The organism is Streptomyces sp. LUP47B, assembly GCF_001746295.1.
Classification (GTDB): Bacteria; Actinomycetota; Actinomycetes; order Streptomycetales; family Streptomycetaceae; genus Streptomyces.
Map to the genome: position 1 here is coordinate 143,726 of NZ_MJAH01000019.1, position 24,550 is coordinate 168,275.

A 24,550-nucleotide genomic window follows, 5' to 3' on the forward strand; every position below is an offset into this window, starting at 1 on the left:
CTTGATGCTTCGGTGCTCACTGCTCGTCGCCCGGCGCGGCCGCCTGTGCAACAACGGCTACCACACCAGGGCACAGGTCAGGGCCCGGCCGTGGTGTCCAGGTCGACACCGCTACGGAGACTGTTGATCTGAGCCTCGACAGCCGCGCCCTGGAGGACCCAGACGTCGTCGATGGCTCCGCTCCAGTACTCGCCCCATGTGCTGGCACCAGTGCTGGTGATGGTCTTGCCCCGACCTAGCTGCAAGCCTTTGGTGGCGGCGAACGGCAGTACTGAGGTGTTCCACGAGACTTGCTCGGTGCATGTGGGATCGTCGGGTTCGCCGTTGTCATCGGCGTCCCTACAGGGCCTGACCTGCACCTGGCCATCAACGTAGAGGATCATCTGGCCGGCAAAGGCGTCGTAGACGACGACGATGTTGTTCCAGGATGTGTTGTTCTGGAAGTTGGTGTGTTCCGCCGTCGACGTGACCGCAGCGCCGCTGTCCGCGTTGGCCATCACCAGCTGCCACCGACCGGCATTCGTAGGATCTGATTTGTCGGGAACGTACCGTACTGCGAACCCGTTGGTGTTCGCCCCGGCCATGCTCATCACGGTGACCGGTTTGGTCGGACGGCTGGGTGCAGTCACCCAGGCCGAGACGGTGAAGCTCTTGCTGGTGTCAACGGGCGAGGTACTGGTGGCGGCGTAACCACTGCTTGTGCCGTTCAGCAACAGGCCGCCCCCGCCGACCATGTTGCTGCTACCCGTCACGTCTATCCCCGCCCCACTGCCCATGGTCAGCGGTTGAGCCGTGTGGTCCTCACGGATCAGGTCGTCCGGCGAAGCGCTGCCCGAGATCGAGTCCAGCCTCCAGCGGCCCTCCACCGTGGCCTGGCGGTCGAACGTTTCGGCTATCTCCGGCGCGGACAGCGCCCGGTCGTACAACTGCACTCCCGAAATCTGGCCCGGGAAGAAGCTGGAGACGGTTCCACTGAATCTGCTGGCCCCGATCAACACCGGGCCCCCTGCGTAGAACGGCGCGGTCACCTTCGCCGTCGCCACCCACTTGCCCTGCACATACAACCGCAGGTCATCGGTGACGGCGTCATAGGAGCCCACCACGTACGTCCACTCGCCACCCGGAGCCAAAGACGCATCCCCCTGAGTTGCCCGGATCGGCGTGCCGCTGGTGCTGTCCTGGGAATACTGGTTGAACGTCCAACCAGAGGAGGCCGAGTAGTACAGCTCGAAGCCAGGCATCACGGAGCCGGCCTGCGTCGCTATCACCGCTCCGTGTGTGGGCTTGGTTTTGGGCAGCTTTGCCCAGGCCGCGACGGAGAAACTGGTCTGGTTGTTCAGGTGTGGACCCGGAGTTGCGGCGTAGTCGTCCACCCCGTCCAGGCTCAGCGCTGTGCCCGCGCGGCCCGCCTGGCCGAGCTTCGCGCCGCCCTTGAGGATCGCCGGGTTGACGTCCGCACGGCCAGTCACCTGGGTCGTCGCCTTGCCGTCGGCGTCGGCGGCTGACTCATCCAGCGGGAAGACCGCACGGGCCGGACGACCGTTGCCGATGGAGTTCTTGCTGTAGAGGTCGCTGACCTCCGTGGCTGACAGGGGCTTCTCGAAGACGCGTACTTCGTCGATCGTGCCGGGGAAGAAGGAAGCCGGCCGGCCGCTGTAAGAACCAGCACCGATCTGCAGGCCACGCCGTGCATCCCATGGTGTGGAATAAGCCGCTGTCCCGGCCAACGTCCCATTCACATAGAGCGACAGTTGATCGGCGCCCGCGCCGTAGGTACCGACCAAGTGCACCCACTCACCTGGCTTGACGCCGCCCGCAACCGACTGCTCGGCACGCACCGGCGTGGCGGACGCGGTGTCGGCCGTGTACTGGTTGAACGCCCACCGGTCGCGGGCCTTTGAGTAGTAGAGCTCGAAGCCGGGGGCGCTGTTGCCGGGCTGAGCTGCGATTACCGCAGGGCCGTCCGGCAGCTTGTCGAGCTTTACCCACGCCGCCACCGAGAAGCTGAGCGACGTATCCGCCGTCGGGATGTCGGACACAAGGTAGTCGTCCACCCCGTCCAGAGAAACCGCCGTGCCCCTCACACCTGGGACACCAAGAGTGGGGCCACCCTTGAGGTCGACGGTGCGCTGCCCGGCGCTGCCCTCGGCCTGGCTCGCCCCGGCGGCCTCGTCCAGTTTCCACTCCGCCCGCGTCGGCTGTCCGGACTTCACCCGGAACATGTGACGAGTCGGCTCACTGCCGTTGCCCGACGAATCGAAGGCCTGCGCATACACGAAGTTCGTGCCTGCGCGAGTGGGGCGGAAGCTGACCGTCTTCGCCGCACCACCAGACGTCGTCACCTCATTGTCTGACGATGGCTCCTCGTTCACCCCGAACTGGTACTTGACCACGTCCGTGTCAGAAGCATCGATCGTGAACGTGCCATAGCGGCCCACTCCGTCGTACACCGAGTCGTCCGGGTTGCCGTCATCGGCCGCCGGATAGTCTCCAGAAGTTATCGACGGCCCAGCGGGCACACTCGTGTCCCACTCGAAATAGCAGCCCGTCGCTGATCCCGCCGCCGACCAGGGCGAATAACTGTAGTACTTGCCTTCGTCGTAGTCACCGACCCTGGCAAACCAAGCCAGCTTTTTGTTCTTCGGAATCTTCTTGGTGGAGGTGATCTGCTCGACCAGTCTGGTACTGAAGACTGAACCGGACTTCTTCGGACCGATCATCGCCGAGGTCCACTGAGCCTCAAAGCCCGTTCCCGAATCCCACCACAGCTGAAACTGCACGCTCACCTGATCGCCATCAGGGTCCTTCACATCATTCGCCGTGATCGTCGGCAGCGACCGGATACGGACCTTGTTCTCCGGCTTCTTACAGGTGGCCCCCGGGTTCATGGTCAGCTGACTCATGGTCAGCTGCTTGGGCGGCTCGTTATACTTCACCCGCAAATACGCGTCGTCCGAGAAACGCTTCCAGCTGTACTTGTCATTCTCGTCGGACTCCGGAGCCCTCAGACCGAATGACGTGTATGACGAGTCGTGCGAGGCCGCGTACCTCACCCCCGCCGTGGCATCGAACTCCACGTCCCCGGACGGGCAACTTGCGCTGCCTCCCTTGGCGACGCTCTTCGAATCCATCAACTCCAGCCAGTTGTTGGCCGAGCTGTTCCACGTCGTCTCCGAGTCGAACGCCTTCGTTCGCCACAGCTGCACCGGACGCGCATCACACGAACCGGACCACGTCTCATGCCCCACAAAGGTCGCCGAGAGGATCGACTTACCGCTGAACCGCGAGGTCGGGAACTTGAAGAACAGCCGCTTCACGTCGTAAGGCGCACAGTAATCCCAGCCGCAATACCCCACACCCGCATCCGAGTCTCCGTTGAAGCGCCACTGCGGCGAGGATGCCCAGTAACGCGAGACCATCGTCCATTCTCCAGCTTTGGGGGTGTACGTCTGCGGATCGATGTAGACCGGGAACGTTGTGTCAGAGTCGGTCAACATGCCCTGATCTGGCGTCAGTTTCAGCTCGCTGCCATCCGAAGCCACGTCGACGGCGATTGGCGCCACATTTGCTGCGTCCCCCGGACCATCCGCGTCGCCCGAATCTTCTGAGGCCTCGGCAGGTGCAACGAAATCGGCCCTCTTTACAGTGCTGCCCTGAGCCCCTGCCGACACCAAGGGGGCCTTCGTGGAATCCCACATCAGCGGCTTGGCGGCCTGAAATACCACGCCGCCCACGGCTTCATCGACCGCCTCCAGGCCACCAGAGCCCGTGGCCTGAAGATCCAGTCCCGGTGAATCGACTCCCAGCTTCAGCTCGGCGAGCGCCGGATTCTTGGCCGCTTCCGAGGTGTTGACCACCAGCAGCTCGGAGAAGCCATCCGTGGTCGCTCGCATCTTCAGGTCCACGTCGGGAAGCACGTTCGCGTAGATTGCCGTGTCTCCGTCGAGCGTCGGCGTCGGCAGTGCTGTCGGCCACCGGAACGCGAGCTTCCTGCCTGTTCGCTCCAGGGCGACCAGCGGACCCGTGCCGCCGCCGGAAAGAGTTATACCTACCGCCGTCGCCTTCGGACTCACCGAACCGTCAGATTGCTTGACCAGCGTGCTGTCGATCGCCTTCCACTGGCCGTCGATCCGGGTCCTTACGGGCTTGAGGTGCTGAACAGATTCCAGTTGGCCGGTCGGAGTCGCGTACGCCTCACTCGACTCGGTCCGCAAAGACGTGACCTCGACGTTCGTACCGACGGACTCAGCCGTCTCCTTGGCGGCGGCGAGCGTTGTCGCTGCCTTGGTGCCATGAGTGCTCGTGACTTCTGCTGAACCCTCCCTCGCGTGGGCTCGACTGCCGGCACCCAGCGATGGGACAACGCTCGCCACGACCGCAACCGCGATCACCGCGGTCAATGACCTGCCAGCACTGCTCCACCCTTTGGACGTGCCCATGTCCCCCGCCCCCCGACCCACAGGATCCCCACCCCAGAGTCACAAGATCCTCAAAAGTGAGAGGACCTTAACCTTTCCTTACTTGAGCACGTCAAGGGTCAGTTCCCCAGGGCGGAAATAGCACCCTGAGACGCATGGGGCGACTCCAGCCACATGTCCCAAGTGTCGGACTGGGATGAATAGCTAGTCCTTTGCTTCGCTTTCAAGTGAGCCCAGATGCGGACATCAGCCGCGTTGCGGACGTCGAGTTTCAGACAGGCATGAGGCCGTTCAACGATGTGGACGCTGTTATCGCTTTACTCGGATTTGAGATTCCACGGGCGTCGTCGTCGGCATGGCAGCTTTGCGCAGCCCTGCGAACGGCCCTCGACACGCCCGCGGTGGGGGACGGTGTCCACACCGAACGAACAGCATCCCGGCTCCGGCTGCTCGCCGGGTACGGCCGTCGGCAAGCCCGAGTCGAAGCGCACCGCCGTCGCCCTGTCAGGTCCCGTGCCCTGCAGGCGTCGTCGGCTGCGCGCGCCCCCGCTTCACCCCGTTCGGCCACAGCCTCGGCCTGCGCTTCGCCGCCAGGTCCTCGATCCAGCCGAACGCCAGGATCGCGAGTCCGATCAGCGGCCACACCAGGAAGAACATCCAGAGCATGTCCGTCGCGTCGAGGGCGGCGACCGCGCGGTCGCTCTGCATGAAGGGGAGGCGGTACGCCAGGTCGATGATCGGGACCGTGGCCATGATCAGCAGGTTGTGCCAGAGGTAGATGGTGACGGCCCGGTTGTTGGAGAGGGTCACCAGTTTGTCCCAGCGGGCCAGCCGGCCCGGCAACTCCTGCCAGGACGGCGAGTACTGGAGCAGGATCACCACGAAACCGAAGGACCAGGCAGCCTGGGCCAGCGGGATGTCGTTCAGGTCCCAGCCCTCGGGGCCCAGATGTCCGGACGTCCACCACAGGGCGAAGGCCATCACCATGACCGAACCGGAGACGGCGAGGTAGCGCGGGACCTTCGCCAGCACCCCCTCGTGGTGCGCGAAACCGAGTACCCAGCAGCTGCCGTAGACCGCGAAGTCGGTGACCGCGTTGCCCAGTTCGCCGGGGATCGTCACCAGTCCCGTGCCCACCACGGCCGTCAGGGCCAGCGGTGCCAGCAGTGTCGCCCACGGCACCCTGCGGAACGCCCACAGCAGCAGCGGGGAGGCCAGCACGAACCACAGATACGCGCGGAGGTACCACAGCGGGCCCACCGCCTGGTCCGCCCACGTGCTCTCCAGCAGGTCCTTCGGGAAGCCGACCTCCCAGGGGTACGGCGGCGCCCCGATCGGGATGACGTAGTTGACCAGCTCCAACAGGCCCCAGGTGCCGCTGTGGTCCGGGTCCTCGGACAACTTCCAGCCGCCTACGAACATCAGCGGCAGCACCACCGCGCTGAACGCCCAGAGGGGAGGCAGGAGTCGGCGGATACGGCCCCTGATCACGCTCAGCGTCGGCCTGTTCAGGGAACGGGCCATCAGCGAGCCCGCCAGCGCGAACATCACGCCCATCGACGGGAACAGCACGGTCAGCCATGCCCAGCCGAAGAGGTGGTAGAGGACCACGCGGACCAGCGCCAGCGAGCGGAGGAGGTCCAGATAGCGGTCCCGGCCGGGCGCCTTGGGCGGAGGAACCACCCCGTGCTGCTCCCGCTGACCCGCCGTGTACTCCTGCGTCATCCGACCGGCCTCCGCTCGTCACTGTCCTTGCGCGTCCGCTGCTTCGCCACCGGTCCGCCCGGCGCCTCGACGACCCCCGTGCGACGTAGCTTCTGCCAGCGCAGGCGGCCTCCGGTGAGGGCCGTGATCCAGGACTGGAGCAGCACGACGTACATGAGCTGGCGGTAGAGGATCTGCTGCAACGGCAGCGAGATCAGGTGTGTCATGCGTTCCCGGTCCAGCCGGAACGCGTAGGCGGCGCAGACCAGTTGGATCGCGAGGACGCCCAGCCAGGCCACGATCGTCTTCTCGGTCGGACCGAACACGACGCCGTAGAGCAGGAATACGTCGATCAGGGGGGCCAGCAGCGGGGCCACCACCATGAACAGCGACACCAGCGGCAGGCCGACGCGGCCGAAGCGGCCCGACGGGCCCCGTTCCACCAGTGCCTTGCGGTGCTTCCAGATCGCCTGCATCGTGCCGTACGACCACCGGTAGCGCTGGGACCAGAGCTGTTGCACCGATTCCGGTGCCTCCGTCCAGGCGCGCGCCTTCTCCGCGTACACCACACGCCAGCCGTCCCGGTGCATGGCCATCGTGATGTCGGTGTCCTCGGCGAGCGTGTCGTCGCTCATGCCGCCGACGCGTTCCAGGGCGGAGCGGCGGAAGGCCCCGACCGCGCCGGGAATCGTCGGCATGCAGCGCAGGACGTCGTACATCCGGCGGTCGAGGTTGAAGCCCATCACGTACTCGATGTGCTGCCAGGCGCCGATCATGGAGTCCCGGTTGCCGACCTTGGCGTTGCCGGCCACGGCTCCCACGCGCGGGTCGCCGAAGGGCTGCACGAGCTCGCGGACCGTGGACGGTTCGAAGACGGTGTCGCCGTCCATCATCACGATGAGGTCGTGACGGGCGTTGGCCAGACCGCGGTTCAGCGCCGCGGGCTTGCCCGCGTTCAGCTGGCGTACGACCCGGACGTTCGGCAGGCCCATCGCCTCGACGATCCGGGCGGTGCCGTCGCTCGAACCGTCGTCGATGACGAGCACCTCGACGGGGTGCTCGCTCGCCATCAGTGAACGGACGGTGCTCTCGATGCACTTGGCCTCGTTGTACGCCGGGACCAGCACCGACACCGGCTGGGTGACCGGCTCTCCCCAGCGGAAGTCCTTGCGGCGCACCCGGCGGGCGTGGATGCCCGAGAGCAGCAGCATGAGGACGAAGCGGCCGATGACGAGCGAGCCGATGATCGAGAGGCCGACGACGAGGACGTCGGTGATGTGCTCGGAGGCCTGGACCAGGAAGATCCACGCCTTGCCCTTCCACAGCTCGGGGCCGGCGACGGCGGTGTGGGCCGTGGGCGCGTCGAGTGCCTCGGTGAGGTTGTCGAACACGTAGCCCTTGCCCTGCATGTCGGGCAGGAACCGGTCGAGCGCCTGGACCGTCTGGTGGCGGTCGCCGCCGGAGTCGTGCATCAGCACGATCGCGCCCTTGCCGTTCTTCGGCGTGGCGTTGCGGATGATCTGGCGTACGCCGGGCTTCTGCCAGTCCTCGCTGTCGGTGTTGTTGACGACGGTGATGTAGCCGCGGGTGCCGATGTACTCGGTGACCGGCCAGGACCTGTCGTCCATGGCGTCGGCGAAGGAGGAGTACGGCGGGCGGAAGAGCGAGGTGCGGATGCCGGCCGCGCCGGCGAGGGCGAGCTGGTTCTGGGACAGCTCCCAGTCGATGCGTTTCTTGGACTGGAAGGACAGGTCGGGGTGGTTGAAGGTGTGCAGCCCGACCTCGTGGCCCTCGTCCACGATGCGCTTGACCAGGTCCGGATAGCGGGAGGCCATGGTGCCGGTGACGAAGAAGACCGCGTGTGCGTGGTGCTTCTTGAGGACGTCCAGGACCTTGGGGGTCCAGGTCGGGTCGGGACCGTCGTCGAACGTGAGGACGAGCCGGCGGTCCGGCATCCGCAGGCTGGTGGCGCGACCGCTGCGGGTGTCGATCACCGGGCCGCCGTCGAGGATCTTCTCCGGCACCTTGTCGGTGGAGGCCTCTGACCGGACGCGGTGGTCGGCGAGGATCTCGCTGTGGACGTAGCCACGCAGCATCAGCATCGCCATCAGGGCGACGAGGACGAGCACGGGCAGCAGCAGGCGCATGGGCAGGCGACGGCGCCTGGAGCCGTCGGTGGCTCCTGGTGCGGCCCCCGGGCGGCGGGTTCGGGATGCCATCAGAGGGTGTACTCCGGGGACGGGGAGGAAATCGGGGCGCCGGAAGGCACGGGAGCCGAGGTGGCGGCGGACTCCGACGCGACGGGCGAGGAGACGGCCGAGGTGGCGGCGGACTCCGACGCGACGGGCGAGGAGACGACCGAGGTGGCGACGGACCCCGGCGCGACGGGCGAGGAGACGACCGAGGTGGCGACGGACCCCGACGCGACGGGCGGGGTGGTGGCGGTCTCCGTCGCGACGGGCGAGGAGACGGCCGAGGTGGCGGCCGAGGCCGCGGAGGCCCCAGACGCGGCCCCCGGGCGGCGGGTGCCGGATGCCACCACAGCAGGCGCTCCGGAGACGGCGACGACAACGGACCGCCGGAAGGCTCCGAAACCGGCACACCCGAGGTCTCCGACGCCACGGGTACAGGCGAGGGCGAACCGTCGGCCACCAGGCCCGGACCTGCGCGACAGCATCACAGCAGGCGCTCCGGAGACGGCGACGACAGCGGAGCGCCGGAAGGCGCCGGAGCCGGCGCTCCGGAGGTCTCCGACGCCACGGGCACGGGCGAGGGCGGGCCGTCGGCCACCGTGCCGGGGCCTGCGCTGCCGGCGCCCGTGGTCTCGGTCGGGGCGACCGAGGGGTCGGGGCTGGTGGTGACGGGCGGGGTGACCGAGGGGCTGGGCGGCGGGGTGACCGACTGGGTCGGCTGCGTCGAGGGATCGGCGCTGACCGACGGGTTGCCGCCGGGCCGGGTCGCGGTCGCCGACGGATCGGCGGACGTCCCCGGCTTGCCCGGGCTCACGGTGGCGCCGGGCGACGCGGACACACCGGCCCCGGGAGCCAGTGTCACCCCGCCGCTGACCGTCGGAGTGATCCCGGGGATCACGCCCACCGGGACGGAGGGTTCGGCGGACTGCGCCGGCATCGGACTGGTGTCGACCTTGCCGGCCGGGGCGTCGTCCTTCGGGCCCGTCATGGGAAGCCAGGGCGCGTTGGAGTTGCCGGACAGCAGGGTGACGACGATGACGACGGCGTAGACCGCGCAGGCCAGACCGACGGCGATGCCGATACGGCGGAAGCGGCGGCTGCGCCGGCCCGACTCGTCGACGAAGACCGGGGCGTCGGAGCTCTCGGCCCCGCCCTCACCTCCGGGACGACCCTCGATACGGTCGTCGCCGTTCACGCCGACCCCGTCGAGCTGGACGGTCACCTCGTGCGGATCGTGTGCGTGACCGGCACCGCTGCCGGACTCGTCCCACGGATCGCGAACCACGGCTCTGCGGCCGGCCGGCTCCGGGGCACCCTGGCCGCGGTCCGCCCTCGGGGCCCCGGGGAAGTCCCGGTTCCCGTCCTCGGCCGGGACTCCGGTTGTGCCGGTTTCGCCGGTTTCCGAAAACGTCTGGGTAGTGCCCCCAGCTGTCGGTATGTCCTGGGTGCCTGATGCAGCCTCGGGCCATTCCGGTTGGGCGTCTTCCCGCCACTTTTTTACGTTCTTCACGCGCACGCACATCCCCCCACGGGCTGTTCTGGGCGCGCTGTCGACCTTGAGCACACGTCGGCTGAACCAGGCCCCCACCTGGTCCAAGCGCCCCCTTTACCACACCGTGCTCAGGCCACGAATGTAGCGCACACGGAGGAAGTGTGTTTGCCACGTGTCATTTGTGGATGTTCATATCGAGCTCATCGGTGGCTGGAACCCATCCATCGACGGGCCGGTGAAGCCAGTCAAGTTCGACGGAAAGTTCGATTGCGGCGCGCCGAAGGGCGTCGAACGCGGGATGCGTCAGACCCCTGCGCCACACCAGCGACACGGGCGACAGCGGTACCGGTTCGACCAGCGGACGCAGCACCGTGGCGGGCATGGCCGGAAAATCCACGACCGCGAGAATGGGGTTCCGGGTCTTCGCCATGATCCGCCGGAACTCCTCTTCGCCGACCGCGAGCGGAACCGGCGGGGCGATTGCGATGCCCCGTCCTTCGAACAGCCGACGAGCGAGATCGGTCCATTCCGGAGTACGCGGATTTCCGGCCCCCGCGTACACGGTCTCGCCCTCCAGTGCGGCTAGCGGCACCCGCTCCAGGGAGGCCAGCGGGTGGTCCTCGGGCAGGACGACGGCCATGGGCTCGAGGCGCACGGGCTGGTGGTCCAGGCTCGCCCGCAACGCCGGGTCGAGACCGGTGAACCGGCCGAAGGACGCGTCGAGGCGACCGGCCAGCAACTCCCCCGCGGCGCCGGTCAGCCCGCTCTCGTAGCGGGCCATCAGCTCCTGGTCGGGGGCGAGTTCCCGGGCTCGCAGCAGTACGGCGCGGGCGGTGGCCTGGTCGGGGAAGTTCAGGTCCACGAGCAGCGGGCGGGCCTGCGCGAAGGCGGCGAGCAGCTCGTCCTGGGCGTCCAGGACCCGGCGGGCGTACGGCACCAACCGCTCGCCGTCGCCGGTCAGTGTCACCTGCCGGGTCGTGCGCACGAACAGCTCCGCGCCCAACTCCCGCTCCAGTCGGCGCACATCACGGCTGAGCGCCTGTTGGGCGACGTAGAGCCGGGCCGCCGCGCGCGTGAAGTGGAGCTCGTCGGCGACGGTGAGGAAGGCGCGCAGGAGACGCGGGTCGAGGTGGTGGGATCGGGGGCCGGGGCTCGGGCTGGGCACGGACATCGGGCGAACTTACAACACAGGTGCGTGAATCGGTACGGCGAAGGTGTTGGACCCCTCGATCACCTCCACGCGACGGTGGGCGCATGCCGCAACCGGACGGACCGATGTTCACCACGACCGCCGACGCCCTCGTCATCGTCGACTTCAGCCCCCGAAGTGCACGAAGCGCACACAGCACAGGGAGCACAGGAAGCCCGCGCGCCCCGCGCCCGCCCGGTCCCTACCGCCGTCTTCTCGCCACCCCCGGGGCCCGCGCCTTCACCATCGGGAACCTTCTCGCCCGCCTGCCCATGGGCATGTTCAGCGTCAGCGCGGTCGTCATGATCGCCGGGACGCGTGGGTCGTACGCCCTCGCCGGCGCCGTCACCGCGGCGGGCCTCGCGGCGACGGCGGTGGTCGCCCCGTGGACCGCGCGGCTCGTCGACCGACAGGGACAGGTCAAGATCGCCGTACCGGCGACGGCACTCGCCGCACTGGGTTCGCTGGCGCTGCTGTTGTGCGTCCGCCTCGGCGCGCCGGCGTGGACGCTCTTCGTGTCGTACGCCGCCACCGCCACCACCCCCAATCTCGGCGGCATGTCCCGTGCGCGTTGGGCCCACCTCCTTGCCGGCGACGAGAAGTCCCTCCATGTGGCGAACTCCTTCGAGCAGGCCGTGGACGAGGCGTGCTTCATGCTGGGCCCGGTTCTGGCGGCCTTCCTGTGCACGACGTTCTTCCCGGAGGCGGGCACGCTGGTCGGGGTGGTGCTGCTGGTGACGGGCGTGCTGGTGTTCGCCGCGCAGCGTTCGACGGAACCGCCGGTGCGGGAGCGCGGCCTTTCGCTGGCGCCCTTCCGCGCCCCCGGCATCCCGCCCCTGCTCGCCGTCTGCCTTGCCATGGGTGGCGTCTTCGGCTCCATGGAGGTCGTCACGATCGCCTTCGCCGACGCGCAGGGACACCGCTCGGCGGCCGGGATCGTGCTCGCGGTCCAGGCGGCCGGTTCGTGCGCGGCGGGGCTGGTCTACGGGGCGATACGACGGACTGGATCAGCCGAGGACCGGTACGTGTGGTGCATCGCCGCCATGACGACCCTGCTGACGCTCCCTCTGCTGGCCGCCTCCCTCACCGGCTCCCTGCTCGCCCTGGCGGCCGCGCTACTGCTCGCCGGGATGGCGACCGCCCCGACGATGGTCACCGGGATGACCCTGATCCAGCGGCGCACCCCGCCCGGCCGCCTCAACGAGGGCATGACCCTCGCGGTGACCGGCCTGCTCGGCGGAATCGCCTGCGGCAGCGCGGCGGGCGGCTGGACGGTGGAACACGTCTCGCCGACGGCGGGCTACGGCGTCCCGATCACCGCGGCGGCAACGGCCCTGATGATCGCCCTCATCTCAGCCCAACGGCCGAGCACGCCCCGCCCACGACCCACGACAGCACCCCAACCACCACAGCCGCGACAGCCCTGACGACCACCCTCGCGCCCAGCCCAACGGCCAAGCACGCCCCGCCGACGACCCACAACAGCACCCCGACCACCACAGCCGCGACAGCCCTGACAACCACCCTCACGTCAACCCGACGGTCAAGCACGCCCCACCCACAACCCACAACAGCACCCCGACCACCACAGCCGCGACAGCCCTGACGACCACCCTCACACCGACCGGACCGCCCGCAGCACCACGGCCGACGGCAGGACAGCCGCCCACCCCTCGCCGACGGTGCGCCACAGCGCCCCGAGCACCGCAGCCGCCACAGCCCTGACAACCCCCTCACCTCGGCCCGGCCGCCCGCCACCCCCAGCGACACGGCCGACCCCAGGACAGGCGAGCGCCTCCCGCCCACGGCCCGCCAGGGCATCGCAGCCACTACAGCCGTAGCAGCCCCGACGACCGCCTTCACGCCGGCCGGACCACCCACACCAGCTCTCCCCCACGACCCACCACAGCACCCCCGCCACCCCAACCGCCGCAGCCCTGACAACTCCCCTCACCTCCGACCCCGATCGTCGAATCGCTTCACCTGATCCTGCATAACCCATTGACGACCTTCAAAGGCGCCGCATACGTTCCTTCGTCGAAGCGCTTCGACAGGGGTCGTCGAATCGAGTCGATTCGACGACCCCTGCGTGGCGCCCGGCCCGAAGCACCATCCGACTCCCCGGAGGTACGGGATGTTGACGGCACGAAGGCGTGTGGTGGCGGCGGCTGTGATCCTCACCGGATCACTGCTGGTGACCTCCTGCGGGGACTCGGACAGCGGGTCCTCCGACGGCAAGACACTCAGGCTCTGGCACTACGAGGGTCCGACCAGCGCGATGGGCATCGCCTGGAAGGAGGCGATCAAGGAGTTCGAGGCCAAGCACCCCGGTGTCAAGGTGGAGTTCGAGGAGAAGAGCTTCGACCAGGTGCAGAAGACCGCCCCGATGGTCCTCAACTCCTCGGACGCGCCCGACCTCATGGAGTACAACAAGGGCAACGCGACCGCGGGCCTGCTCTCCAAGCAGGGTCTCCTCACCGACCTGACGGAAGAGGCGACCAAGCGCGGCTGGGACAAGAAGCTCAGCCCGAGCGTCCGCACGACGAGCCTCTATGACACCAACGGCGTGATGGGCTCCGGCAAGTGGTACGGCGTCCCCAACTACGCCGAGTACACGCTGGTCTACTACAACAAGGACCTCTTCAAGAAGTACGGCATCGCCGAGCCGAAGACGTTCGCCGAACTGACTGCCGCCATGGACAAGTTCGTGGACGAGGGAGTCACCCCCCTCGCCAACGGCGGCGCCGCCTACCCGGCCCAGCAGTACCTCTACCAGCTGGCGCTGTCGAAGGCCGACCGCGCGTGGGTCGACTCGTACCAGCTCTACAAGGGCAAGACCGACTTCCACGACGCGGCCTGGACCTACGGCGCCGAGACCTTCGCCGACTGGGTGAAGAAGGGCTACTTCAGCAAGTCCTCCAGCGGTCAGAACGAAGAGGCCGCCGGCGTCTCCTTCACCTCCGGCAAGGCGCCGATCCTGTTCTCCGGCAGCTGGTGGTACGGCCGCTTCAAGACGGACAACAAGTTCGACTGGGGCACCTTCCGGTGGCCCGACTCGAACCTCACCCTCGGCTCCGGCGGCAACCTCTGGGTCGTACCGAAGGGTTCGAAGAACAAGGACCTCGCCTACGACTTCATCGACATCACCATGTCGAAGAAGATCCAGAACCTGCTCGGCAACTCAGGCGGTGTCCCGGTCGCGGCCGACGCCTCCGCCATCACCGACCCCCAGTCGAAGACCCTGATCGACGACTTCAACACCCTCTCCAAGAACGACGGCCTGGCCTTCTACCCCGACTGGCCGGTCCCCGGCTTCTACGACGTCCTGGTCTCCGGGACCCAGAAGCTGATCACCGGCAGTGAGAAGCCCGGCGGCTACCTCAGCGATCTCCAGGAGGCCTACGACAAGGGCGCGCCGAAGCAATGACGGTGACCGTCGAACGGAGTGCGCGGGCGGCCGGCAAGGGCGCCACCGCCCGGCCCCCGCGCCGCCCCCGCGACTCCTACGCCCTCTTCCTCCTGCCGGGCGCCCTCGCCTTCCTCGCGGTCATCGTCCTGCCGTTCGTGATGAACACGTACGTGAGCTTCACGGACTGGCAGGGCGTGGGCTCCCCCGAGTGGTCGGGGCTCGCCAACTACCGCGAGCTGATGGACGATTCCGAGTTCTGGGCGTCCTTCCGGCACAGCCTGTTCATGGTCGTGGCGATGGCCGCGATCCCCACGGCCCTCGGACTGGTCCTCGCCGCCGCCCTGTTCGACTACGTCGGCAAGCACTTCGGATCCAGAACGGCCGCCGTTCTCCGCGCCTGCTTCTACCTCCCCCAGGTGCTGCCGATCGCGGTCGCCGGCATCGTCTGGAGCTGGATCCTCGCCCCGGACAACGGCTCGCTCAACGCGCTCCTGAAGGCGATCGGCCTCGGCTCCTGGCAGCAGGACTGGCTGGGCGATCCCGACCTCGCGCTCTACAGCGTCATGGGCGTCATGATCTGGGTCCAACTGGGCTTCCCGCTGGTCGTCTTCATGGCGGGCCTGCAGCGCGTCGACCCCCAGCTGTACGAGGCCGCCGAACTGGACGGCGCCGGCTGGTGGCGCCGCTTCTGGCACATCACGCTGCCCCAGATCCGGCCGGAGATCTACGTCGTCCTCACCTGGTGCTCGATCGCCGCGCTCAAGGTGTTCGGCGCGGTGTACGTGCTCACGAAAGGCGGGCCCGGCGGCGCCACCGACGTGCCCTCATACTTCTCCTTCACCACGTTCTTCGAGAAGACGCAGGTCGGCTACGGCGCCGCGATCTCCACCGTGCTGACGGTGCTCATCCTCGCGCTCTCCCTGATCGGTCTGAGGCTCCAGGAGAGGACCGACCCATGACCACCGCCCTGCGCCGCTACCCGGTCCTGATCGCCCTGTGCGTCGCGGCCCTGTTCATGATCGTGCCGTTCCTCATCGTCACGGTCAACGCCTTCAAGTCCCCCACGGAGTACGCCCAGAACGGCCCCCTCAGCCTGCCCGACGGCCTCTACACGCAGGGCGTCAAGGACTTCTGGGAGCGCGTCGACTTCGGGCAGAAGCTCGTCAACTCCGTCCTGATCAGCGGCTCGGTGGCGGTGCTGGCCGTGATCCTGTCCGTCCTGAACGCCTACGCGATCGGCATCGGCCGCATCAAGGGCCGGACCTGGGTCCTCGCCTTCTTCGTCCTCGCGAACATGCTGCCGCAGGAGGCGCTGGTCTACCCGGTCTACTACCTGAGCAAGGAAGTGGGCCTCTACGACACGAGGTTGAGCGTGATCATCGTGTTCACGGTGATCCAGGCGGCCTTCGGCACGTATCTGCTCTCCGCGGTGCTCGGCCAGTTCCCCCGCGAGATCCTGGAGGCGGCCCGCATCGACGGCGCCAACAGGTGGCAGGTCCTGTGGCGGATCGTGGTCCCCGTCAGCCGCCCCACCCTCGGTGTGCTGCTGGTCTTCTTCTTCATCTGGACCTGGAACGAGTTCCTGCTCCCCCTGGTCATGCTGATCTCCAACGACAACCAGACGGTGTCGGTGGCCCTCGGTGTCCTCCAGGGCCAGCGCCTGATGGACGCCACGATGACCAACGCGGCCGCCCTGCTCGGCGTGCTGCCCGCGATCGTGTTCTTCCTCGTCTTCCAGCGAACCCTCACCCGCGGTATCGCCGTGGGTGCCGTGAAGTAAGGACCCCCCACGTGAAGTTCACCGACGGCTACTGGCTGCTGCGCGAGGGCGTCACCGCGGCTCATCCGGCCCAGGTCCACGAGGTCGCCGCAACGGACGGCCGGCTGGACATCCTCGCGCCGACCCAGCCCATCCGCCGCCGCGGCGACCTGCTGAAGGGACCGGTCGTGACGATCAGCGCCCACGCCCCGATACCCGACGTCATCGGCGTCACCTTTACCCACTTCGAGGGCGAGCAACCGCAGGGGCCTCGATTCGAGGTCCGCACAAAGGACTTCACGGCTCACACGGAGTACGACGAGGAGCACGCCACCCTCACCTCCGGTGCGCTGTCGGTCCGGGTGGCCCGCACGGACACCTGGCAGGTCGACTTCCTCGCCGGCGGCCGGTTGCTGACCGGCAGCGGCCCCAAGGGCATGGGCATCATGCGGGACGCGTCGGGCGCCCACTATCTGCGCGAGCAGCTGGGTCTCGGCGTGGGCACCTCGGTGTACGGCCTCGGCGAACGCTTCGGACCGCTGGTGAAGAACGGCCAGGTCGTCGACATCTGGAACGCCGACGGCGGCACGGCCACCGAACAGGCCTACAAGAACGTCCCGTTCTACCTCACGGACGGGGGCTACGGCGTCTTCGTCGACCACCCGGGCACGGTCTCCTTCGAGGTGGGCTCGGAAGCGGTCTCGCGGGTGCAGTTCAGCGCCGAGACCCAGGAGTTGACGTACTACGTCATCTACGGCCCGAGCCCGAAGGAGATCATCCGCAAGTACACGGCCCTCACCGGCCGCCCGGCCCTCCCGCCCGCCTGGTCCTTCGGCCTGTGGCTGTCGACGTCCTTCACGACGTCGTACGACGAGGAGACCGTGACGTCGTTCATCGAGGGCATGCGGGAGCGCGAACTCCCCCTCTCCGTCTTCCACTTCGACTGCTTCTGGATGCGCGAGTTCAACTGGTGCGACTTCCAGTGGGACCCGCGGGTCTTCCCCGACCCGGAGGGCATGCTCGCGCGACTGCACGCGCGGGGCCTCAGGGTCTCCGCATGGATCAATCCGTACATCGCCCAGAGGTCACCCCTGTTCGCGGAGGGCAAGGCGCTCGGTCATCTCCTCAGGCGTCCCGACGGCAGTGTGTGGCAGTGGGACCTGTGGCAGCCCGGCATGGCCCTGGTCGACTTCACCAGTGAGGCCGCCCGCGACTGGTACGCCGCCAAGCTGGAGGCGCTCCTCGCGCAGGGCGTCGACTGCTTCAAGACCGACTTCGGCGAACGGGTGCCGCTGGACGTGGAGTGGTCCGACGGCTCCGACCCGGAGCGGATGCACAACTACTACAGCTACCTCTACAACCGGACCGTCTTCGACGTGCTGCGCAAGCACCGCGGCGAGGAGGAGGCGGTGGTCTTCGCCCGCTCGGCGACCGCGGGCAGCCAGCAGTTCCCGGTGCACTGGGGCGGCGACTGCGAGGCGACCTACGAGTCGATGGCCGAGTCCCTGCGGGGCGGGTTGTCGTTGGGCCTGTCCGGCTTCGGCTTCTGGAGCCACGACATCGGCGGCTTCGAGGGCACCCCGACACCGGCGCTGTTCAAGCGCTGGCTGGCCTTCGGACTTCTCTCCTCCCACAGCCGTCTGCACGGCAGTTCCTCCTACCGGGTGCCGTGGCTGTTCGACGAGGAGTCCGTGGATGTCCTACGGCACTTCACCCGCCTCAAGCTGAGGCTCATGCCGTACCTCTACGAGGCCGCGCGCACCGCCCACGCCGAGGGCGTGCCGGTGATGCGGGCGATGGTGCTGGAGTTCCCGGACGATCCCGGGTGCGCGCATCTGGAGCGGCAGTACATGCTCGGCCCCGACCTGATGGTGGCGCCGGTGTTCAACGACGAGGGCGCGGTCTCCTACTACGTCCCCGAGGGCACCTGGACCCACTTCGTGACCGGCGAGACGGTCACCGGGCCGCGCTGGGTACGCGAGAAGCACGACTTCCTGAGCGTTCCGCTGCTGGTCAGGCCGGGCGCGGTGCTCCCGGTCGGCGCGGTGGACGACCGACCCGACTACGACCACGCCGACGGGGTGACCCTGCGGGCGTACGGCCTCGGGCGGGGCGAGCAGGTCACGGTGCGGGTGGGCGAGGTCGCCTTCACCGTCGTACGCGAGGGAGACACGCTGCGGGCGTCCTGCTCCGACCCCTCGGCGCCCTGGGGGCTGGCCGCGGGCGACCGGGAGGCGCGGGCGCGGGCCGGGACCGGCTTTCTCTCCCTGGAGCTGGGCTGATGGTGAAGATCACCGATGTGGCGCGGCGGGCCGGGGTCTCCCCCAGCACCGTCTCCTACGCCCTCAGCGGCAAGCGCCCGATCTCCGAGGAGACCCGGCAGCGAGTCGAGGAAGCCGTCCGCGAGCTGGGCTACCGCCCGCACGCGGGCGCCCGTGCCCTGGCAGGCAGACGGTCCAACGTCCTGGCACTGGTCGTACCCCTGCGGTCCGGGCTACACGTCCCGACCGTGATGCGGTTCGCGGTGTCGGTGGTGACGACGGCCCGGCGGTACGACCACGACGTGCTGCTGCTGACCCAGGAGGAGGGCGAGGACGGCCTGACCCGGATCGCGGACACTGGGTTGGTCGACGCGCTGATCGTGATGGACGTCGCACTGGACGACCTGCGGCTGCCGTTGCTGCGATCGCTGGACCTGCCGTCCGTGCTGATCGGCTTCCCGGCCGCCCCGGAGGGCCTGACCTGCGTCGACCTCGACTTCAAGGCGGCGGGCGAGGCGTGCGTGGAGCATCTGGCGCGACTGGGCCACCGGTCGGTGGCCCTGGTCGGCTCCCCACCGGAGGTGTACATGCGCCGGACGGCCTTCGCCCAACGGGTGGTCCAGGGCTTCACGACCGCCGCGGACCGCTGCGGGATGTCGTCGACGGTCCACCCCTGCGAGCCGGGTGCCGCCCGCGAGGTGGCCGAACAACTCCTGCGCGAGCAACCCGCCTTGACGGGAGTGGTCGTCCACAACGAACCCCTGCTGCAGCCCCTGGTCGACGCCTTCGGGCAACTGGGCCTACGCGTCCCGGCCGACCTCTCGGTCACCGCCATCTGCCCCGACGAACTGGCCGAGTCGGTCCACGTCCCGATCACGTCGGTGGCGCTGCCGTCGACGGAGGTGGGCGCGCGAGCGGTCGAGCTCCTGATGAAGAAGCTGAACGGGACGGCCGTACCGGATTCGACCCTGCTGGCACCGAAGATGACGGAGCGGGCGAGTACGGGGCGGCGGACGGTTGCCTGACCGTCGGGGTTACCGGTATGTCGGGGTTCTTCTACCGTGGAGAGCCTGACAGCACGCTCTCCGTGGGGAGCCGATCGCGATGCGCGTCTATCTGAAGCCGCCCTGGATGCAGCGCCACGTGGCCAACCGGCTGGTCCCCTTGTTCCAGCGGTCGATGATCTCCCGCCTCACCGTTAAGGGCCGCCGCTCCGGTCGCGAGCGCACGGTCCCGGTGGCCGTCCTGAAGCAGGGGGGCGAGCGCTACCTCGTCTCCTACCGCGGTCTCAGCGACTGGGCCCTCAACCTGCGTGCCACGCCCGAGGCCCGCCTCACCAGCGGCGGGCGTACCGAGACGATCACGGTGGAGGAGGTCCCGGAAGCCGACCGCCCACCGCTGCTCGCCGAGTACCGCGACGCCTACGGCTCCATGCCGACCGTCACGGGCGTCCTGGACGCACTGCCGGACCCGGCCGACCATCCGGTGTTCCGCATCCGCGCATGAGAAGACGGTGCCCCTGGCGGCACGCCCGGGGCGCCAGGGGCACCGTCCGTCACGCCACCAGGTGCTGCACCTGCGGGACCACGAACTCGCCGTACTCCATCGCCGACCCCAGTGCGGCCAGCCGCGCGTAGTGCTCAGGCGAGAGGACCGCGCCGACCGCGGTGCCGATCTCCTCCATGGCCCGCAGCAGCAGCCGGAACGCGAGGTCCGGTGTGCAGCGGCGGACGCACTCGGTCAGCGCCCGCCCGACCTCGTCCGGCAGGAAGTCCGCCGCCGAGATCTCGGCAAGGACCGTGTCGGTCAGTTCCACTCCGTCCCACTCGGCGGGGACGGCAGCGGCCACCTCGACTCCGGCGTGCCTGGACAGCCAGGAGTCGCACAGGCCGGTGAGCGTCTCCATCCACCGCGTTCCCGAGGTGACACCGGTACGCCCTCCGGAGAAGAAGGACGGACCGGTCTCCGTACCGGCCAGCCACAGCACCTCGATCGTCGCCGGGGGCAGGCGCAGCAGCAGCGCCGCGTCCCGCCGGACCGCGACGACGTTCTCCGGGTCCAGCTCGTCCCAGAGGTGGTAGCCGACCGCATCGGCGGCCGTGGGCCCGTTATGGGTCCAGTCCGCGTGGAACATACTCATCAGCCAGGTCACACCGAAGTCGGACTCATCGACACTGCGCACTGACCGTCACCAACCTCCGTGGACAGAACGGCTAGGCGAGTCCGCCATAAGGTGACGGTCCTGGCCGGACCCGCTTCACGGGCCACGCGCGCGGCCAGGTCACGGCCCCGCAGGTCCAGTTCCCTGCGCCTCGCGTCGTCCTTCGCGTCGTCACGGTCGTTCAGGTACTGCTCCATGCCGGCGTTGAAGTCGGCCGCCCACCTGTACAGGTCCGCGACCAGTTCGTCGGACAGGTCCAGTCCGGCGGCGGGGTCGTCGGGAGCGAAGTCCCCGAACCCCTCCGCACGGAGCGCGTGCCACTTGTACTCGCCCTCGACGGTGATGCGGAGCGGATACGGCGGCGTGTCGTGCTCGTCGAGGGACCAGTGCAGCCGCCCGCATCCCCAGCAGACGAACTTATCGGTGGCGTACGCGTCGTCCCAGTACCGCACCATCCACTGCGGCCCGAGGTACCGGGCCAGCGACTGGGCGACGTCGAGCCCCTGCTTCGCGTACCGGCGCAGTTTCTGACGGGACGTCGCCCCTCCCCCGGGGCGGGCCCGCGACCACGATGTCAGCTGCTCGGCCAGGGACTCGGTCAGCCCGAGCCCGAGGTCGTCGAGCGGCAGGGAACGGGTGAACCGGGAGAGGTCGTCGACGCCCTCCTCGTCCGCGAGATACAGCGGTGAGTCGTCGCCCCGCGCACGGACGAGCAGATGGCGTGGCGTGCGCATCGAGGTCATGCCGGGGTTCGCTTCGAGGTCATGCCGGGGTTCGCTTCCAGAATCTCGGGGTCGCCCTATCGTGGGAATTATGACCGCCCGCGTCTATTTGAAGCCGCCCTGGATGCAGCGCCACATAGCCAACCGGCTGGTCCCGTTGTTCCAGCGGTCGATGATCTCCCGCCTCACCGTCAAGGGCCGCCGCTCCGGTCGCGAGCGCACGGTCCCGGTGGCCGTCCTGGACCACGAGGGCGAGCGCTATCTCGTCTCCTACCGTGGTCTCAGCGACTGGGCACTGAATCTGCGCGCGACCTCCGAGGGCCGGCTGACCAACCGGGGCCGCGCCGAGGCCATCACCGTGGAGGAGGTCCCGGAGGCGGACCGCCCGCCCCTGCTCGCCGCCTATCGCGAACGCTACGGCGGCATGCCAACGGTCGCGGGAGCCCTGGACGCACTGCCGGCCCCGGCGGACCATCCGGTGTTCCGCATCCACAAGTGACACCACGCGACGCCGGTGCCCCTCACCCGCCGAGCAGGAAAGGGGCACCGTGGAGACAGCCGGTCAGCCCTCCGCGTCGGCCACCTCCTGGACAGCCCTCACGAGACCGCCCGCCAGAGCGAGCGCGTTCTCGCGGTAGAAGCCGAGCTGCGTGTGAAAGGCCTCCTCCGAGGCGAACATGCTGGGCACGGACAGCAGCACGGCATGCAGGACGTGCAGGTCCGCCACGGTCAGCAGCGTCTGCTCACCGGCGTCGAGCATCTCGGCGAGCCGCTCCAGCCGCTGTCTGCCGCACCCGGCCCACACCGTGAGCGCGGGTTCGCCCTCGCGCCGGTGGGCGAGCCACAGCAACGCCCCCTGGAGGAGCGGGCGTTGCGCCCCGGCGAACCGAACGGAGAAACCCGTTCCTTCCCGCCGTACGAACGGCCTGTCCCTCACGGTGTGCCGCCTCCCGGGTTCTTCAGGACGTACCGTCCCGCCTGCAGGCCGTCCTCCCACTGCTGGGCGGTGTACTGGAAGGCGTGGATGTTGTACGGCGTCTTCACCACCAGCACCTTCTTGGCCACGTCGTAGACGACCTCCGACCCCTTCGTGGTGTCACGGTACGTGAACTTCCCGCGCCAGCTCGCGAGGTAGTCGCCGAGCGCCTTCAGGTCGTGTCCGATGCCCGGAATCGCGTGGTCGAGGGAGTTCGCCGAACCGTCGTGCATCCGGCGGGCGTTGTAGTCCACGCCGTCTGCGATGTCCGTGCCGTAGCGTGCCTCGATCTCGTCGTACAGGGCGTCGGGCAGCGTGCCGTCGCAGTTGTGGACGAGTACCGGTGTCGCGCCGGCGAGGACGTAGAAGGTGTGCAGTTCGGCGACGGTGAGGTCCCACACCGTGCGCGGCGCCGCCACCGTCCTGAGACCGGTCACGACGTCCGACGCACCGTCACGGGTGCGCAGGCGATCGCCCGCGCGCAGATCCGCCACGGTGGTCCAGCCACTGCCCTGCACGTAGATCCGGTGCCCCGGGGTGGTGAGCAGGCGTCCGCCGTCCGCGACGGTCAGCTCGACGAGCTCGCCGGCCCGGTGCGAGAAGGTCGCGGTGACCGGCGCCGGGAGGGTGGCCCCGGTCTTCGGGTCGGTCGCCAGCAGCCGGTCGCCCTCGGTGATCGCGTCGATGGCCTTGTGCGAGCCGTCGGCCATCAGGACCTGCGTCCCCGCCGGGAAGCTGTTGGTCGGGCAGCCCGTGTTCTTGAGCTTCTCGGCCTCCTTCTTGCCGATGCCGGCGAGGACGTCGTCCTCCAGGCCGGACTCCTTGAGGGCCTTCCAGGCATCCGCGATGTCGTCGCCGGACTTGACCGCGAGCCGCAGCCGTAGGAGGGGCTCGATCGCCTTCTCGATCAGCTTGCCAGGGATGAAGTTGGACGCGGCCCAGGCGCAGTCGCCCCAGCCGCCACCCGTGCCGGTGAGCTTGTGATAGCAGCCGGTGAAGTCACCGAAGAGCAGGTTCAGGCCCTGCTTGCGCAGGCTGTCGGCGATGCCCTGGTTGACCTCCAGGTTCGAGAGGTCGCGGGTGATGTCGGCCGTGAGGCCCCGGAACGTCTTGGTGGTGAGGTACTCCGTGTCCGGTGCCGGACAGCCGAACTTCTCCGGGTCCACGTCCGCGGTGCACAGGTAGAAGGAGACGGTGGCGTCGAAGTGCACGGTGATGGTCAGCGTGCAGCCGTTGGGCATGATGATGTCATCGCAGCCCTTGGCCTCACGGCCGGTCTCGTGGGTGCTGTCGACCGTGTAGAAGGTGTTGCCGATGCCGGTGCCGGCCCCGCTCTTGATCTGGTCGTTGGCCCCCTTGCTCTCGGCCAGGGTGGCGGCCTTCTGTGCGTCCTCCGCGGCCTTCTGAGCCTCCTTCGCGGCAGCCTCCGCCGCCGTCGCCTCCGCGTCCGCCCGGTCGGCTGCCGCGCGAGCGTCCTTCGCGGCCTGTTCGGCCTCCGACGCCGCCGCGCGTGCGGCCTCCGCGTCCAGGGCCGCCTGGTCGGCGGAGGAGCGGGCGTCGGCCGCGTAGGTCTCGGCGTGGTCGGCCGCCTGGTCGGCGGCGGCCGCGTCCTCCGTGGCCTGACGGTCGTACTCCTTGGCGCGGGCCAGGGAGGCTTGGGCGTCCGCCGCGTACTGGGCCGCCTCGGCGGCGTAACCCAGCGCCTCCTTCGCCGACTTGCGGGCGTCGGCCGCGAACCCGGCGGCCTCCGCCGCCAGCGTGTACGCCGCCTTCGCATCGCCCGTCGCCGCCGCCGCGAGGCTCGCCGCCTGGGCCGCGTTCTTCTGCGCGTTGACCGCGTGCGCCTCGGCGACCGCCCGCTGCTGCTCGGCGATCGTCTTGGACGACTGGCCCGACAGGACGGCGAGCCCCGCCGCCGAGTCGGTGGTGACGTACGGCGCGCCCAGCTGGATCGCGTCGTTGGCCGGAGCGGCGACCTGCTGGGCCGCGTTGCCGGCGTCCTCCGCCGCCTGCGCGGTGGTGTAGGCGTGGCCGGCCGCATCGGCCGCGCCGGCGACCGCCTTGGCGGCCTCGGCCTTCGCCGCGTCGGCCTGCTTCATGGCGTCGGCGGCGTGCTTCTCGGCCTCGTCGGCCAGCTTCACGGCCGTACGGGCGGCTGAGGCGGACGCCTCGGACGCCTTGATGGCGTCGGCGGCCGCGCTGGTCGCCGTACTGACGGCCGCGTCGGCCCGCAGCTTGGCGGCCTGGGCCGCGTCCGCGTCGGAGCG

General features: G+C 68.9%; 18 protein-coding genes. 8 read left to right on the forward strand and 10 right to left on the reverse strand.

All coding sequences use genetic code 11. The annotated features are described in order from the left end of the window. Positions 1-77: 77 nt before the first annotated feature. The 6 genes from BFN33_RS41200 to BFN33_RS41225 form a co-directional block, all read right to left on the reverse strand. Positions 78-4,439: a LamG-like jellyroll fold domain-containing protein gene (locus BFN33_RS41200; protein WP_141758049.1), complete on the reverse strand. Its 4,362-nt coding sequence runs from the start codon at positions 4,437-4,439 to the stop codon at positions 78-80. 483 nt (positions 4,440-4,922) lie between these two features. Continuing rightward, positions 4,923-6,143, reverse strand: a complete 1,221-nt coding sequence (locus tag BFN33_RS41205; protein WP_069765342.1) for an acyltransferase — start codon at positions 6,141-6,143, stop codon at positions 4,923-4,925. Continuing rightward, positions 6,140-8,341, reverse strand: a complete 2,202-nt coding sequence (locus BFN33_RS41210) for a glycosyltransferase (protein ID WP_069765343.1) — start codon at positions 8,339-8,341, stop codon at positions 6,140-6,142. Before BFN33_RS41210 ends, BFN33_RS41205 begins: the two co-directional genes overlap by 4 nt. Further along, on the reverse strand, positions 8,341-8,661 hold the full coding sequence (locus tag BFN33_RS41215; RefSeq protein WP_141758050.1) for a hypothetical protein: 321 nt from the start codon (positions 8,659-8,661) through the stop codon (positions 8,341-8,343). Before BFN33_RS41215 ends, BFN33_RS41210 begins: the two co-directional genes overlap by 1 nt. A 137-nt stretch (positions 8,662-8,798) precedes the next feature. Further along, on the reverse strand, positions 8,799-9,599 hold the full coding sequence (locus BFN33_RS41220; RefSeq protein ID WP_256123015.1) for a hypothetical protein: 801 nt from the start codon (positions 9,597-9,599) through the stop codon (positions 8,799-8,801). A gap of 382 nt (positions 9,600-9,981) precedes the next feature. Further along, positions 9,982-10,977 (reverse strand): LysR family transcriptional regulator, encoded by a 996-nt coding sequence (locus BFN33_RS41225; RefSeq protein ID WP_069765345.1) that lies wholly within the window; start codon positions 10,975-10,977, stop codon positions 9,982-9,984. Positions 10,978-11,060: 83 nt separating this feature from the next. Between BFN33_RS41225 and BFN33_RS41230 the strand changes: the two genes are divergently transcribed. The 7 genes from BFN33_RS41230 (at position 11,061) to BFN33_RS41260 (ending at position 19,930) form a co-directional block, all read left to right on the forward strand. Beyond that, positions 11,061-12,422: an MFS transporter gene (locus BFN33_RS41230; protein ID WP_069765346.1), complete on the forward strand. Its 1,362-nt coding sequence runs from the start codon at positions 11,061-11,063 to the stop codon at positions 12,420-12,422. A gap of 707 nt (positions 12,423-13,129) precedes the next feature. Next, a complete protein-coding gene (locus BFN33_RS41235) occupies positions 13,130-14,422 on the forward strand; it encodes an ABC transporter substrate-binding protein (RefSeq protein ID WP_176742602.1) in 1,293 nt (430 codons plus the stop codon). Next, positions 14,419-15,363: a carbohydrate ABC transporter permease gene (locus BFN33_RS41240; RefSeq protein WP_069765347.1), complete on the forward strand. Its 945-nt coding sequence runs from the start codon at positions 14,419-14,421 to the stop codon at positions 15,361-15,363. Before BFN33_RS41235 ends, BFN33_RS41240 begins: the two co-directional genes overlap by 4 nt. After that, the gene (locus tag BFN33_RS41245; protein WP_069765348.1) at positions 15,360-16,184 is read left to right on the forward strand and encodes a carbohydrate ABC transporter permease; all 825 of its coding nucleotides are present in this window, start codon (positions 15,360-15,362) and stop codon (positions 16,182-16,184) included. Before BFN33_RS41240 ends, BFN33_RS41245 begins: the two co-directional genes overlap by 4 nt. Positions 16,185-16,195: 11 nt before the next feature. Then, complete coding sequence (gene yicI / locus BFN33_RS41250; RefSeq protein WP_069765349.1) at positions 16,196-18,445, forward strand: alpha-xylosidase; 2,250 nt, start codon at positions 16,196-16,198, stop codon at positions 18,443-18,445. Continuing rightward, complete coding sequence (locus tag BFN33_RS41255; protein WP_069765350.1) at positions 18,445-19,449, forward strand: LacI family DNA-binding transcriptional regulator; 1,005 nt, start codon at positions 18,445-18,447, stop codon at positions 19,447-19,449. The genes yicI and BFN33_RS41255 overlap by 1 nt, the downstream gene beginning before the upstream one ends. 79 nt (positions 19,450-19,528) lie before the next feature. Then, positions 19,529-19,930 carry a nitroreductase family deazaflavin-dependent oxidoreductase gene (locus BFN33_RS41260; protein WP_069765351.1) on the forward strand — a complete coding sequence of 134 codons (402 nt, stop codon included), beginning with the start codon at positions 19,529-19,531 and terminating at the stop codon, positions 19,928-19,930. A gap of 49 nt (positions 19,931-19,979) precedes the next feature. On the opposite strand, the gene BFN33_RS41265 is transcribed toward BFN33_RS41260, so the two are convergent. Together BFN33_RS41265 and BFN33_RS41270 are read right to left on the reverse strand one after the other, a co-directional pair. Then, positions 19,980-20,564 carry a hypothetical protein gene (locus BFN33_RS41265; protein WP_069765371.1) on the reverse strand — a complete coding sequence of 195 codons (585 nt, stop codon included), beginning with the start codon at positions 20,562-20,564 and terminating at the stop codon, positions 19,980-19,982. An 8-nt stretch (positions 20,565-20,572) separates the two neighbouring features. Further along, positions 20,573-21,328 carry a hypothetical protein gene (locus tag BFN33_RS41270; protein ID WP_256123016.1) on the reverse strand — a complete coding sequence of 252 codons (756 nt, stop codon included), beginning with the start codon at positions 21,326-21,328 and terminating at the stop codon, positions 20,573-20,575. Between the two features lie 70 nt (positions 21,329-21,398). Between BFN33_RS41270 and BFN33_RS41275 the strand changes: the two genes are divergently transcribed. Next, positions 21,399-21,806, forward strand: coding sequence for a nitroreductase family deazaflavin-dependent oxidoreductase (locus BFN33_RS41275; protein ID WP_069765352.1), 408 nt, complete (start codon positions 21,399-21,401; stop codon positions 21,804-21,806). Between the two features lie 63 nt (positions 21,807-21,869). On the opposite strand, the gene BFN33_RS41280 is transcribed toward BFN33_RS41275, so the two are convergent. After that, the gene (locus BFN33_RS41280; RefSeq protein ID WP_069765353.1) at positions 21,870-22,244 is read right to left on the reverse strand and encodes a hypothetical protein; all 375 of its coding nucleotides are present in this window, start codon (positions 22,242-22,244) and stop codon (positions 21,870-21,872) included. Continuing rightward, positions 22,241-24,550 (reverse strand): polymorphic toxin-type HINT domain-containing protein (locus BFN33_RS41285; protein ID WP_218109076.1); only part of this gene is annotated, 2,310 nt, incomplete at its 5' end. The genes BFN33_RS41285 and BFN33_RS41280, both read right to left, overlap by 4 nt.

Bases quoted from the DNA above. Each gene is read 5' to 3' on its own strand.
- BFN33_RS41200 (WP_141758049.1), bottom strand. From the start codon at position 4,439: ATGGGCACGTCCAAAGGGTGGAGCAGTGCTGGCAGGTCATTGACCGCG.
- BFN33_RS41205 (WP_069765342.1), bottom strand. From the start codon at position 6,143: ATGACGCAGGAGTACACGGCGGGTCAGCGGGAGCAGCACGGGGTGGTT.
- BFN33_RS41210 (WP_069765343.1), bottom strand. From the start codon at position 8,341: ATGGCATCCCGAACCCGCCGCCCGGGGGCCGCACCAGGAGCCACCGAC.
- BFN33_RS41225 (WP_069765345.1), bottom strand. From the start codon at position 10,977: ATGTCCGTGCCCAGCCCGAGCCCCGGCCCCCGATCCCACCACCTCGAC.
- BFN33_RS41230 (WP_069765346.1), top strand. From the start codon at position 11,061: ATGCCGCAACCGGACGGACCGATGTTCACCACGACCGCCGACGCCCTC.
- BFN33_RS41235 (WP_176742602.1), top strand. From the start codon at position 13,130: ATGTTGACGGCACGAAGGCGTGTGGTGGCGGCGGCTGTGATCCTCACC.
- BFN33_RS41240 (WP_069765347.1), top strand. From the start codon at position 14,419: ATGACGGTGACCGTCGAACGGAGTGCGCGGGCGGCCGGCAAGGGCGCC.
- BFN33_RS41245 (WP_069765348.1), top strand. From the start codon at position 15,360: ATGACCACCGCCCTGCGCCGCTACCCGGTCCTGATCGCCCTGTGCGTC.
- BFN33_RS41255 (WP_069765350.1), top strand. From the start codon at position 18,445: ATGGTGAAGATCACCGATGTGGCGCGGCGGGCCGGGGTCTCCCCCAGC.
- BFN33_RS41260 (WP_069765351.1), top strand. From the start codon at position 19,529: ATGCGCGTCTATCTGAAGCCGCCCTGGATGCAGCGCCACGTGGCCAAC.
- BFN33_RS41265 (WP_069765371.1), bottom strand. From the start codon at position 20,564: ATGAGTATGTTCCACGCGGACTGGACCCATAACGGGCCCACGGCCGCC.
- BFN33_RS41270 (WP_256123016.1), bottom strand. From the start codon at position 21,328: ATGACCTCGATGCGCACGCCACGCCATCTGCTCGTCCGTGCGCGGGGC.
- BFN33_RS41275 (WP_069765352.1), top strand. From the start codon at position 21,399: ATGACCGCCCGCGTCTATTTGAAGCCGCCCTGGATGCAGCGCCACATA.